The following is a 12,694-nucleotide window of genomic DNA, read 5'->3' on the forward strand; positions in this document are numbered from 1 at the left end:
GGAGCACGCCATGTCCGAATCTCTCCAACACTGGCAACCGGCCACAACCCCGGATAACCGAACACTTGAAGGGCTATATATACGTCTGGAAAAACTCGATCCGGCCCGGCATGGCGACGATTTGTGGCTAGCCTTACAGGGACCCGACAGCGATCCAAAGCTGTGGGATTACTTGCCTTACGGCCCTTTCCCGGAACGCAGTGCATTTGATGCCTGGCTTGAAAAAAATGCCGCCAGTGCCGACCCGCATTTCTATGCCGTCATCGACAGTGCCAACGATCAGGCGCAGGGCATTCTCAGCCTGATGTGCATCGTGCCGGAACACGGGCGAATCGAAATTGGCCATGTGGCATTTGGTGCACCGATGCAACGCTCGCCCAAAAGCACCGAAGCCGTCTACCTGCTAGCCAAAGAAGCCTTTGCACTGGGCAATCGTCGCCTGGAATGGAAGTGCAACAATGACAACACCCGCTCCAAGCGTACAGCAGTACGATTGGGGTACACATTTGAAGGCGTATTTCGCCAGCATATGGTGGTAAAAGGTAAAAATAGAGATACTACGTGGTACAGCATAATCAGTACACAATGGTCACCTGTAGCGGCAGGCTTCGAAAAATGGCTGGCACTGGATAACCAGCCAAAAAGCGGCCAAATCAAGTCTCTGGAAGAATGCAGGGCATCGACTGTATAAAAAATGATCAGTACGCCCAGCAAGGGCTGTTGGGCGTTTTTGGTGCACAGGTGAGGCTAGAAATTTCTCGTCATTCAAGCCAGCCCTCGTCTCTGCCTAGACGCGCTTGCTCGCGAATCGGTTGTTTAGCCTCCATCGCTCATGCGCTCACTCCTAAAGCGTGGTACGGAACCTCAACGTTAGGGCAAAAAAAAGGGGAGCACATGCTCCCCCGAGGTTTAAAGCGTTTGGATCAACGGCGCATCAGGCTTCGATTTCGATCAGGATTTCGCCCGGGTTGACGCGATCGCCTTTGATCACATGGATGGTTACCACTTTGCCCGCAATCGCGGCCTGCACTTCGGTTTCCATTTTCATGGCTTCGGTGATGAGTACCGATTGGCCGGCTTTGACGGTGTCGCCCACGGCCACCAGTACGTCGACGATGTTGCCCGGCATGGCGGTGCTGACGTGACCAGGCTCGCTGGCTTGCTTGCGCTTGCTGGAGGCGCCACCGACAAACTCATTGAGCGGCTCGAACACCACTTCTTCCGGCATGCCGTCGATTGACAGGTAGAAGTGACGTTTGCCTTCAGCTTTAACGCCTACACCGGTGATGTCTACGCGGTAGCTCTCGCCGTGCACGTCGATCACAAATTCAGTCGGTACACCCTCGCCGCCCGCCTTGCTGACACCGCCCGCTTCCGGGATCGGCAATAGCACTTCAGGCACGAGCGTGCCCGCAGCACGCTCTTCAAGGAATTTACGCCCGATGTCCGGGAACATGGCGTAGGTCAGCACATCTTCTTCGGACGTGGCCAATGCACCAATCTCACCGCGCAGCTTGACCATTTCGGGCTTGAGCAGGTCAGCCGGACGGACGTCGATCAGTTCTTCGTTGCCGATGGCCTGACGACGCAGTTTTTCATTCACCACGCCCGGCGCCTTGCCATAGCCGCCTTGCAAATAGAGCTTCACTTCGTTGGTGATGGTTTTGTAGCGCTCGCCCGCCAGTACGTTGAAGAACGCTTGAGTGCCTACGATTTGCGAGGTCGGCGTAACCAGCGGCGGGTAGCCGAGGTCTTCGCGCACACGCGGGATTTCGGCCAGCACTTCGCTCATGCGGTTCAGCGCGCCCTGCTCTTTGAGCTGGTTGGCCAGGTTGGAAATCATGCCGCCCGGCACTTGGTTAACTTGTACGCGAGTGTCGACGGCGGTGAATTCGCTTTCAAACTGGTGGTACTTCTTACGCACGGCGTAGAAGTACAAACCGATTTCCTGCAACAGCGCCAGGTCGAGGCCCGTGTCGTACTCGCTGCCTTTAAGGGCGGCCACCATCGACTCGGTGCCTGGGTGGCTGGTGCCCCACGCAAAGCTGGAGATCGCGGTGTCGATGTGGTCTGCGCCGTTTTCGATCGCTTTGAGCTGGCACATGGCAGCCAGACCAGCAGTGTCGTGGGAGTGGATAAAGATCGGCAGGCTGATTTCAGCCTTCAGCGCTTTGACCAGATCGCCAGTGGCGAACGGGGTCAGCAGGCCAGCCATGTCTTTGATTGCCACCGAGTCGCAACCCATCGCCTCCATTTGTTTGGCCTGCGCCACAAACGCTTCGGTGGTGTGCACCGGGCTGGTGGTGTAGGCGATGGTGCCCTGAGCGTGCTTGCCGGCCGCCTTGACTGCCTCGATGGCGACGCGCAGGTTACGCACGTCGTTCATGGCGTCGAAGATGCGGAACACGTCGATGCCATTGACCGCAGCCTTGGCGACGAAGGCTTTGACCACGTCGTCGCTGTAGTGGCGGTAGCCGAGCAGGTTCTGGCCACGCAACAACATTTGCAGGCGGGTATTGGGCAAGGCCGCACGCAACTGACGCAGGCGCTCCCACGGATCTTCTTTAAGGAAGCGCACGCAGGCGTCAAAGGTCGCGCCGCCCCAGACTTCCAGCGACCAATAGCCGACTTTGTCCAGCTTGTCGCAGATAGGCAGCATGTCTTCGGTGCGCATGCGGGTGGCCAGCAGCGACTGGTGGGCGTCACGCAGGATGGTGTCGGTTACAAAAATCTTTTTGCTCATTATTCTTTTCCTCACAGGCCTGCGTGGGCAGCGATGGCGGCAGCAATGGCCAGTGCCAGCTCTTCGGGTTTGCGCTTGATCGAGTAGTTGGTCAGTTCAGGATGGCTTTCTACGAAGCTGGTGTTGAACTGGCCACTGCGAAATTCCGGGTTACGCAGGATTTCCTGGTAGTAAGCGGCGGTGGTTTTAACCCCTTGCAGACGCATGTCGTCGAGGGCGCGCAAACCACGGTCCATCGCCTCTTCCCACGTCAGCGCCCACACCACCAGTTTCAGACACATGGAGTCGTAATACGGCGGGATGGTGTAGCCGGTGTAGATCGCCGTGTCGGTGCGCACGCCGGGGCCGCCGGGAGCGTAGTAACGGGTGATCTTGCCGAAGCTGGGCAGAAAGTTGTTTTTCGGGTCTTCGGCGTTGATCCGAAATTGCAGGGCAAAGCCGCGGTGCTGAATGTCTTCTTGCTTGATCGACAGCGGCAAACCGGAAGCGATACGGATTTGCTCGCGAACGATGTCGATGCCGGTGATTTCTTCGGTGATGGTGTGCTCCACCTGCACCCGCGTGTTCATCTCCATGAAGTACACCTCGCCTTCAGCGAGCAGAAACTCCACGGTGCCCGCATTCTCGTAGCCCACGGCCTTGGCGGCGCGCACGGACAGGTCGCCGATGTAGGCGCGCTGCTCCGGGGTCAACTGAGGGCTGGGGGCAATTTCGATGAGCTTTTGGTTACGTCGCTGAATCGAGCAGTCGCGCTCGAACAGATGGACGACGTTGCCAAAGCTGTCACCGAGAATTTGCGCCTCGATGTGCTTGGGATTAACGATGCATTTTTCGAGAAACACTTCAGCCGAGCCAAAGGCTTTGGTGGCTTCGGAGATCACCCGCGGAAACGCTTGCTCCAGCTCTTCGCGGCTGTTGCAGCGACGAATCCCGCGGCCGCCGCCGCCCGAGGTGGCTTTGAGCATGACCGGGTAGCCGATGCGCTCACCTTCAACCAACGCCTCGTGAATATCCGCCACGTTGCCCTCAGTACCCGGCGTGACCGGCACACCGGCTTTGATCATGCTGCGGCGGGCTTCAGTTTTATCGCCCATGCGTCGAATGACTTCGGCAGCCGGGCCGATAAATTTGATACCGCGCTCGGCGCAGATATCAGCCAGTTCGGCATTTTCTGACAGGAAACCGTAACCGGGGTGCAAGGCATCGCAGCCGGTTTCTACCGCCAGGTTGACCAGTTTGCGTGGGTTCAGATAACCGGCGAGCGGGTCTTCGCCAATGCTGTGTGCTTCGTCGGCGCGCTTGACGTGCAAGGCATGCCGGTCAGCATCGGAATAGACCGCTACAGAGCGAATGCCCATCTCGGCGCAGGCGCGCACGATTCGGACGGCAATTTCTCCGCGGTTGGCGATCAGGATCTTTTTTATCACTTGGATTTTTCCTAAAGCCCATGGAACAAACGACCTGCTAGACCAGGTCGGCACGTGTCCAAATGTGTCTGAACCGTTGTGTCGTCACACTAGACCCACGCATTGATAAACAAAAATCAATAATTCTTGGGTCATGCATAAGTAACCACTTATAGTCAGATCACTTGTCGCTTCGGATAATTTTATAAAAATGCGTAAGTCATTGATGCGTATCACTTTTAGGCAGCTTCAGGTGTTCAATGAAGTGTGTGATTTACGCTCTTACAGCCGCGCAGCAGAAGAAATGTCGCTGACGCAACCCGCCGTAAGTCTACAAATTCGCCAGCTTGAAGAACTGGTTGGGCAGCCTTTATTCGATTACGTCGGCAAAAAGCTGTACATGACCGAGGCCGCTGAAGCGCTTCAGCGGGCCAGTCGCGATATTTTTGACCGCCTGGAAAACCTTGATATGCAGCTGTCCGACCTGCTCGGTTCGCTACAAGGGCAGCTGAAACTGGCCGTGGAGTCGAGTGCGAAATATTTTGTGCCGCATCTTTTTGCGGCGTTCAAGCGCCTGCACCCCGAAGTCAATTTGCAACTCACGGTGGTCAATCGGGCACAAGCGGTGCGCAGACTTTCAGACAACCGCGACGACCTGGTGATCATGTCGATGGTGCCGCTGGACATGGGCCTGGAATTCTTGCCGTTTTTGAATAACCCCATCATTGCTGTTGCGCCGCCCGATCACCCCTTGAGCCAGCGCGAAACCTTACAACTTCAAGAGCTGGAACCCTTCACGCTGCTGATGCGCGAGCAAGGGTCTGGCACGCGCAGGGCGTGCGAAGAGTATTTCAAAGAGAAACGTGTGCACTTCAAACACACGCTGGAGGTGGCGTCGACCGATGCTCAGCGTGAATGTGCGGTGGCGGGGTTGGGCGTGGCGCTGTTGACGCGCCACGCTGTCAGCCTGGAGCTGGCGACCGGCTTGCTTCGTGAGCTGCCGGTCGAAGAATTGCCGCTGTATCGCAGTTGGTGCGTGGTGCAGGCAAAAGCCAAACGCCTGTCACCAGTGGCGCATGCGTTCGTAGGCTTTATTCGCAGCGAGCGTCAGCAAATCAGCGCGCTGGTTGAGCGCTTCGACGGCCATTTACCGGCGGCGCCTGCCAGTAATTGAGGGCGCCGAGGTCGGGGTAGTCGGCCGTTTCAAGGCGCAATAAGCGCTGGTCCGTATGGTCTTCAATCGCACGCCGGAAGGCCATGCGGCGCTGGTCTTCCTGTTGACGACGGGTTTTGACGGCGCTGTTGCGTTCTTCGTAAGGCTGGGCCATTTCGAGTCTCCCAAGGCGTGTACGGGAGCTTTACGATGGACTTTGTTTGTGACAATTGAGCGAAGGCCCAATGACAAAAGAATGAACCGGGTACGACCTCTGTAAGCGCTGGCGAAGGCTGCGATTGTTTACGATCAAAAAATCGCCGCCTGCGAGGAGTTTAGGCGGTGTTAATCGTCGTGGTTTTTCAGCGATTTTGGCGACAGGCGCAAACTGCGCAGGCTGCGTTTGACGCTCTTGAGGTGGTTGACCAGGCTCGGGCCACGGGCCATTGCCACGCCCATTGCCAGCACGTCGATCACCACCAGGTGGGCGATGCGCGAGGTCAATGGCGTATAGATTTCGGTGTCTTCGTGAACATCGATGGCCAGGTTCACGGTGGCCAACTCTGCCAATGGCGTTTGGCTTGGGCATAACGTGATCAATGTTGCGCCGCTTTCACGCACCAAATTGGCGGTAATCAGCAAGTCTTTGGAGCGACCCGACTGCGAGATGCAGATGGCCACGTCGGTGGGCTTCAAGGTCACGGCCGACATCGCCTGCATGTGCGGGTCGGAATAGGCCGCTGCCGTTAGCAACAAACGGAAAAACTTGTGCTGCGCATCGGCCGCCACGGCACCCGAGGCACCAAAGCCATAAAACTCGACACGCTGAGCCTGAGACATGGCGGTCACGGCACGCTGCAACGCCACAGGGTCGAGCTTTTCACGCACGTCCATCAAGGTGTGCAGTGTGGTGTCGAAAATTTTGAGACTGTAGTCAGCGACGGAGTCGTCTTCATGGATGGCGAACTGACCAAAACTGGCACCCGCCGCCAGGCTTTGCGCCAGCTTGAGTTTCAGGTCTTGAAACCCGGAACACCCAATCGCCCGGCAAAAGCGCACGATGGTGGGCTCACTGATACCGACGTTATGGGCAAGGTCGGCCATGGAACTGTGCATTACAGCCGCAGGATCAAGCAGCACGTGATCGGCGACCTTGAGTTCCGATTTACGTAACAAGTGGCGTGACTGGGCGATATGTTGCAGCAAGTTCAAAGGGCAGGACTCGGTCTGAAAAGGTGAGGTACCAGAGATGTAGCAATCTTGTAGTTATACTACAAGAATTCGATTTCTGCCCAACCAATACGTCGCGTATACCTGCGCTTTACCCCCAATACAGGCTACCAAAGCTCTATGTAGCCCTTTTTAGCACTACAAAAAGACTACATTGCTGCGTAATAAATCACCTAAAGCTGAAGGATTGATGGGCCGGCTGATCAAATATCCCTGCACCTCGTCACACTGCTGCGCCTTGAGAAACGCCAGTTGCACGTCATCTTCCACGCCTTCGGCGACAACCTTTAAATCCAGGCTGTGGGCCATCGCGATAATCGCTTTGGTAATCGCCTCATCCTCGACCGAGCGGCCCACACCGCGAATAAATGTTTGATCGATTTTTACGTAATCCACAGCAAACCGTTTGAGGTAACTGAGGGACGAATACCCCGTGCCAAAGTCATCGATCGCCAGTTTTACCCCCAACTCGTGGAGTTGCTGGAAAGTCGCAACAATGGAATCAACACTGTCGAGCAATTGGCTTTCAGTGAGTTCCAGCTCCAGGCAATGAGGCGCCAGCCCGCTCTCTTCCAGCACTTGACGCACCAAACTGACCAGCTTGCCCTGACGCAATTGATGCACTGACAAATTGACCGATACCCGTATCGGCGCCAGCCCTTCGCGCTGCCACTCACACGCCTGATGACAGGCCTGGCGCAGTACAAACTCGCCAATGGCACCAATCAGGCCGGTCTCTTCGGCCAAACCAATAAAATCACTCGGAGGCACGCTGCCCAGTTGTGGATGATCCCAGCGCACCAACGCCTCAGCCGCGTGCAAACGCCCCGTGGTCAGGCACAGCTTGGGTTGGTAGAAGACGCTGAGTTGCTGGTCGGCAATTGCCTTGCGCAGTTGGTTTTCCAGCTGCAAGCGTTCAAGGGTACTGTCTTGCAGGCTATGACTGAAAAACTGAAACGTGCCGCCGCCCAAGTGTTTGGCTTGCTGCATGGCCTTGTTGGACTGGCTGACTAGCGTGGCGATGTCCCGCGCGCTATCAGGCAACAAGCTGATACCCATCGATGCGCTGATGACCAGTTCATGCCCGTCAACCACCAATGGCCGGCTTATTTTGGCCAATAGCCGGGTCGCCACACGCGCCAGACTCGTCAGGCTGCCGTACGCATCGAACAACACGGCAAATTCATCACCTGAGAGCCGCGCAATGGTGTCTGCCTCCGGCAGTGCTTTGGTCAGGCGTCGAGCGACTTTATGCAGCACTTGGTCAGCGAGTTCGGGACTCAGGCTGTCATTGAGTAGCTTGAAACGATCAAGGTTGATGTAGAGCAGCGCAAGGTTGCGTGAACCTTGGCGCACACGCTGATTGGCTTCTTCCAGCCGCTCTTTGAACAACAGGCGATTGGCCAGCCCTGTGAGTTCATCAAAATGCGTCAGATGGCGCACCCGGGCTTCAGAAATACGCCGCGCTGACAGGTCGCTGACAAAGGCCACGATGTGGCTGATACGCCCGTCATCATCACGCACGACTTTAAGTTGCAGCCATTGCGGGTAAAGTTCACCGCTTTTGCGCGTTTCGACCAACTCGCCCTGCCAGTGGTCGTGCTCATCCAGCACCGGCTGGATCATTGGAAAGTGACGGCGGGCATCACGACTGCAGGCCAGTTCGTTCACACGCCGCCCAACCAGCTCTTCGACGGCGTAGCCACTGATGCGACAAAACGCCTGATTGGCCGCCAACATCCGGTAATCGGGGTCGAGTATCACAATGCCTTCGCTGGCCGCTTCAAACACGGTGGCCGCCAAACGCCGTTGCTCAATCTCGCACGACAGCGGTGCAGTGCGCTGCACGCTGTGACCCTGAGCCTGCGGCAGCACTTCAGGCCATACAGGAGGTGCCAAGCGCCCTTCTTGGCGGCGCTGACTGGCTCGCCAGCCGACAACGCCCAGCAGCGCCAAAAAAAAACCGAGCCCGGTGCCCAACGCCACACCCGACGCGCTAAAACTCTGAATCATCGGCAATATTCTTATCAGTGGATGAGCCAAAAAATGTTGCCCGAGCATACACAAGCCAGGCCCGTGACCAAACTGAGACACGTCATTAAACAGACGAAATAAGCCCCTGTAATTGAAGTGCGCGCCTGCGGTTCTTTTAAAACACTCACCGCAGCGCTGCGACAGACGGCCAGCCCGAACAGGATAGAAGTTTGCCCGGTTTGAGCCAGCACCCTAGAATGCGCCGATGCGCGATGATCTCTCTCTCTTGTTAAATTCCCTCAACGATGCCCAACGTCAGGCCGTCACGGCCAGTGTCGGGCGTCAGTTGGTTCTGGCCGGCGCAGGTTCCGGCAAAACCCGTGTGCTGGTGCACCGTATCGCCTGGTTGATCCAGGTCGAAAACGCGTCCCCCCACTCCGTACTGTCGGTGACGTTCACCAACAAGGCCGCTGCCGAGATGCGTCACCGCATCGAGCAGCTGATGGGTATCAACCCGGCCGGTATGTGGGTTGGCACCTTCCACGGGCTGGCGCACCGCCTGCTGCGTGCCCATTGGCAAGAAGCGGGGTTGAGCCAGACCTTCCAGATTCTGGACAGCGATGATCAGCAACGCTTGGTCAAGCGTGTGATTCGTGAACTGGGGCTAGACGAACAACGCTGGCCAGTGCGTCAGGCGCAGTGGTTTATCAACGGTCAAAAAGACGAAGGTCTGCGTCCACAACACATCCAGGCCAGTGGCGATTTGTTCCTGGCCACCATGCGCAGCATTTACGAAGCCTATGAGGCCGCCTGCCAGCGCGCAGGCGTGATCGACTTCTCTGAGTTGCTGTTACGCGCACTGGACCTGTGGCGCGATAACCCGGGCTTGCTCGCGCATTACCAAAAACGCTTCCGGCACATTTTGGTCGACGAGTTTCAGGACACCAACGCCGTTCAATATGCCTGGCTGCGATTGCTGGCCCAGGGTGGCGACAGCCTGATGGTGGTCGGCGACGACGACCAATCCATCTACGGCTGGCGCGGCGCGAAAATTGAAAACATTTACCAGTACTCCACGGACTTCCCGGACGCCGAAACCATTCGTCTGGAGCAGAACTACCGCTCCACTGCCGGCATTCTCAAAGCCGCCAACGCCCTGATCGCCAACAACACCGGGCGCATGGGTAAAGAGCTGTGGACCGATGGCGGCGACGGCGAAGCAATCAATTTGTATGCCGCCTTTAACGAGCACGACGAAGCCCGCTATGTGGTCGAAACCATTGAGAGTGCGCTTAAAACCGGCCTTGCTCATAAAGACATCGCTATTTTGTACCGCTCCAACGCCCAATCGCGGGTACTCGAAGAGGCGCTGCTGCGCGAGCGCATTCCGTACCGTATTTATGGGGGCCAGCGCTTCTTCGAACGGGCTGAAATCAAAAACGCGATGGCCTACATGCGCCTTCTCGAAGGCCGTGGGAATGATGCTGCGCTAGAGCGGGTGATTAACGTCCCGGCTCGCGGTATTGGCGAAAAAACAGTCGAAGCGATTCGTGAACACGCACGCCACAGCGACGTGTCGATGTGGGAATCGATGCGCCAGTTGATTGCCAACAAAGCGTTGCCTGGCCGCGCGTCGGGCGCCATCGCAGGCTTTGTTGAACTGATCGAGAACCTCGCGGCAAAAGTCATGGAGATGCCGCTGCACCTGATGACTCAAACCGTGATCGAGCAAAGCGGACTGATTGCTTACCATCAGGCAGAAAAAGGCGAAAAAGGCCAGGCCCGGGTAGAAAACCTTGAGGAACTGGTCAGCGCCGCCCGTAACTTCGAGAACAACGAAGAGGACGAGGAGCTGACGCCGCTGGCCGCGTTCCTGGGTCATGCATCGCTGGAAGCCGGTGACACGCAAGCCGAAGAGCATGAAGACGGTATCCAGCTGATGACGCTGCACAGCGCCAAAGGTCTGGAGTTCCCGTATGTGTTTTTGGTGGGGATGGAAGAAGGTCTGTTCCCGCACAAGATGAGCCTGGAAGAGCCGGGTCGTCTTGAAGAAGAACGCCGCCTGGCCTACGTGGGCATCACCCGCGCCATGCAAAACCTGGTCATGACCTATGCTGAAACCCGACGCCTTTACGGCAGCGAAACCTACAACAAGGTTTCGCGCTTCGTACGTGAAGTGCCAAAAGGGCTGATTCAAGAAGTGCGCTTGTCCAACAGCGTCAGTCGCCCTTTCGGCGGCGGTCAACAGCAAAACACCAGCACCCTGTTTGGCGGTTCGGAGATCCCGGAAACCGAATTCAAACTGGGGCAGATGGTCAAGCATGCGGTATTCGGTGAAGGCGTGATTCTCAACTTCGAAGGTGCCGGCGCACAGGCGCGGGTGCAGGTTAACTTCGACGAAGGCAGCAAGTGGCTGATGATGGGCTACGCCAAACTTGAGGCGGTCTGACAGCAACCCGACAGGCATCGAACGATAAGGTAGGCAACATAGGCTCAGACTTTGTTCTTTCTGGACAATCCGGGCCTTGTTGTCAGCCAGCGTGCAGCACTGATTCCAGCCTCCAGGCCCGGGCCAGTCTTCATCCTGAAGCGTGGTCTCTCCCTCTGCTGTTACCCGTTTTCACGGCGGCGGTACGGGCTGGCTTTTCGACGACCCCAAGGTGAACTACACAATATCGGGAACCGTCCTACTCGCATTTAGGCAAAAGCCCGAAACATTTCACTGCTAGCCAGTCACACCTCACCTGTGCAACATGGCGCGCGTGTCATCCACAAATGGGAATTCCCTTTATGAAACGTTTTCTTAGCATCGCCATGGCGTTGTGCATCGGCTTGACGATGAGCCTCGACGCAAACGCCAAGCGCTTCGGCGGCGGTAAAAGCTTTGGTTCGGCCCCAAGCCACCAAACTCGCCAAGCCGCTCCTGCCTCTCCTGCCGCAGCCCCCGCTGCTGCCGGCGCAGCCGCAAAAGCCGGTGGTGCTTCTCGCTGGCTCGGCCCTCTGGCCGGCATCGCTGCTGGCGGCCTGCTCGCTTCCATGTTCATGGGCGGTGGCTTCCAGGGCATGCAAATCTTCGACATCCTGATCATGGCTGTCATCGCGTTCGTGATTTTCCGCTTTATCGCCGCTCGTCGCCGCAAGCAACAGGCTGACATGGCGCCAGCGGGTCACGCACCCATGCAGCGCGAAGTATTCGACGCCAAGCCTGCGCCAACATCAATCTTCGGCGGCGGTGCTTCAGCGGCGCCAGCACGCCCGGTGATCAACGCCCCGGCGTGGTTCAACGAGCAGAGCTTTCTGGAAGCCGCGCGTAACCATTTCCAGTCCCTGCAACAGCACTGGGATGCCAACGAAATGGATAAAATCGCCGAGTTCGTTACCCCACAAATGCTCGATTTCCTCAAGCGTGAGCGCGCGGATCTGGGTGATGGCTTCAACTCAACCTACATCGATAACCTGACCGTTCAGCTGGACGGCCTGGATGATCGCGCCGACAAAACCATCGCGACCCTGACTTTCAGCGGCCTCTCGAAAACGTCGCGTTTTGACCAAGGCGAAACCTTCAGCGAAAGCTGGAACATGGAACGCGCTCAAGGCGAAAACCAACCTTGGCTTGTAGCCGGTATCCGTCAGAACGGCTGATCCCCGCGCTCCACACGCAACACCCAAAGCCCCGGACTTGTCCGGGGCTTTGCATTTCACGATTGCACTTATAACGAGCTACTGTATAAAGCGCGTCATATAAACCGCGCCATAGAGTATGAGGATTGAGGTCGTGGAAGAGATCATCGAAGAACTGCGTGAAAAGAACGAACCTGTGCCTGTTCCTCTGGAACTGCCTGATGACGATCAACTGGTGGAAATCGAAGAACAACTGTTCATCGACATCCCCTTTGTGTTCAAAGAGTTTCTGCTGACCGTCAGCGACGTGGTGTATGGCAGCCTGGAACCGGTCACCGTGACCGACCCACAATCCCATACCTACCTGCCAGATGTCGCAGCTACCGCATGGGATGCTGGCGTCCCCCGTGAGCTGATCCCGATTTGTCAGGACGGCGACGACTATTACTGCGTGGACGAAGATGGCACCGTGGTGCTGTGGTCCGCAGAAGAAGAGTTGGTGACCGAAGAAACCTGGGAATCGGTCTGGCACTGGGCACGGGATGTCTGGCTGGAAAGCTGATTTTT

9 protein-coding genes and 1 pseudogene are annotated in these 12,694 nt (G+C 57.0%); 5 read left to right on the forward strand and 5 right to left on the reverse strand.

Features of this window, described 5'->3' with window-relative positions; all coding sequences use genetic code 11:
• Nucleotides 1-10 precede the first annotated feature (10 nt).
• Nucleotides 11-691 carry a GNAT family N-acetyltransferase gene (locus TU86_RS07800; protein WP_048363739.1) on the forward strand — a complete coding sequence of 227 codons (681 nt, stop codon included), beginning with the start codon at nucleotides 11-13 and terminating at the stop codon, nucleotides 689-691.
• Nucleotides 692-934: 243 nt separating this feature from the next.
• Here the strand turns inward: TU86_RS07800 and oadA are convergent, their stop codons facing one another.
• Both oadA and TU86_RS07810 read right to left on the reverse strand, forming a co-directional pair.
• Entirely contained in the window at nucleotides 935-2,743 is a 1,809-nt protein-coding gene (oadA, locus tag TU86_RS07805; RefSeq protein WP_048363740.1) for a sodium-extruding oxaloacetate decarboxylase subunit alpha, read from the reverse strand.
• An 11-nt stretch (nucleotides 2,744-2,754) separates the two neighbouring features.
• Nucleotides 2,755-4,170 (reverse strand): acetyl-CoA carboxylase biotin carboxylase subunit, encoded by a 1,416-nt coding sequence (locus tag TU86_RS07810; protein ID WP_048363741.1) that lies wholly within the window; start codon nucleotides 4,168-4,170, stop codon nucleotides 2,755-2,757.
• Between the two features lie 190 nt (nucleotides 4,171-4,360).
• On the opposite strand from TU86_RS07810, the gene TU86_RS07815 reads away from it, so the two are divergent.
• Entirely contained in the window at nucleotides 4,361-5,323 is a 963-nt protein-coding gene (locus TU86_RS07815) for a LysR family transcriptional regulator (RefSeq protein ID WP_048363742.1), read from the forward strand.
• Here the strand turns inward: TU86_RS07815 and TU86_RS22375 are convergent.
• The 3 genes and pseudogenes from TU86_RS22375 to TU86_RS07825 all read right to left on the reverse strand — a co-directional run.
• Nucleotides 5,265-5,477, reverse strand: a complete 213-nt coding sequence (locus TU86_RS22375) for a PA3496 family putative envelope integrity protein (RefSeq protein ID WP_082149448.1) — start codon at nucleotides 5,475-5,477, stop codon at nucleotides 5,265-5,267. The genes TU86_RS07815 and TU86_RS22375 overlap by 59 nt on opposite strands.
• 170 nt (nucleotides 5,478-5,647) lie before the next feature.
• Nucleotides 5,648-6,514: a transcriptional regulator HexR gene (hexR, locus tag TU86_RS07820; RefSeq protein WP_048363743.1), complete on the reverse strand. Its 867-nt coding sequence runs from the start codon at nucleotides 6,512-6,514 to the stop codon at nucleotides 5,648-5,650.
• Nucleotides 6,515-6,670: 156 nt separating this feature from the next.
• Nucleotides 6,671-8,347 (reverse strand): annotated as a pseudogene (locus TU86_RS07825) (putative bifunctional diguanylate cyclase/phosphodiesterase); the annotation flags it as partial.
• A 424-nt stretch (nucleotides 8,348-8,771) separates the two neighbouring features.
• Between TU86_RS07825 and uvrD the strand changes: the two are divergent.
• The 3 genes from uvrD (at nucleotide 8,772) to TU86_RS07840 (ending at nucleotide 12,689) form a co-directional block, all read left to right on the forward strand.
• Nucleotides 8,772-10,955 carry a DNA helicase II gene (gene uvrD / locus TU86_RS07830; RefSeq protein ID WP_048363744.1) on the forward strand — a complete coding sequence of 728 codons (2,184 nt, stop codon included), beginning with the start codon at nucleotides 8,772-8,774 and terminating at the stop codon, nucleotides 10,953-10,955.
• A gap of 341 nt (nucleotides 10,956-11,296) precedes the next feature.
• Complete coding sequence (locus TU86_RS07835) at nucleotides 11,297-12,148, forward strand: Tim44 domain-containing protein (RefSeq protein ID WP_048363745.1); 852 nt, start codon at nucleotides 11,297-11,299, stop codon at nucleotides 12,146-12,148.
• Nucleotides 12,149-12,281: 133 nt separating this feature from the next.
• Entirely contained in the window at nucleotides 12,282-12,689 is a 408-nt protein-coding gene (locus TU86_RS07840; RefSeq protein ID WP_048363746.1) for an SMI1/KNR4 family protein, read from the forward strand.
• The last annotated feature ends 5 nt before the right edge of the window (nucleotides 12,690-12,694 follow it).

The organism is Pseudomonas weihenstephanensis, assembly GCF_001043055.1.
In the GTDB taxonomy this organism is placed as follows: Bacteria; Pseudomonadota; Gammaproteobacteria; order Pseudomonadales; family Pseudomonadaceae; genus Aquipseudomonas; species Aquipseudomonas weihenstephanensis.

Bases quoted from the DNA above. Each gene is read 5' to 3' on its own strand.
- TU86_RS07835 (WP_048363745.1), top strand. From the start codon at position 11,297: ATGAAACGTTTTCTTAGCATCGCCATGGCGTTGTGCATCGGCTTGACG.
- oadA (WP_048363740.1), bottom strand. From the start codon at position 2,743: ATGAGCAAAAAGATTTTTGTAACCGACACCATCCTGCGTGACGCCCAC.
- TU86_RS22375 (WP_082149448.1), bottom strand. From the start codon at position 5,477: ATGGCCCAGCCTTACGAAGAACGCAACAGCGCCGTCAAAACCCGTCGT.
- TU86_RS07800 (WP_048363739.1), top strand. From the start codon at position 11: ATGTCCGAATCTCTCCAACACTGGCAACCGGCCACAACCCCGGATAAC.
- uvrD (WP_048363744.1), top strand. From the start codon at position 8,772: ATGCGCGATGATCTCTCTCTCTTGTTAAATTCCCTCAACGATGCCCAA.
- TU86_RS07815 (WP_048363742.1), top strand. From the start codon at position 4,361: ATGCGTAAGTCATTGATGCGTATCACTTTTAGGCAGCTTCAGGTGTTC.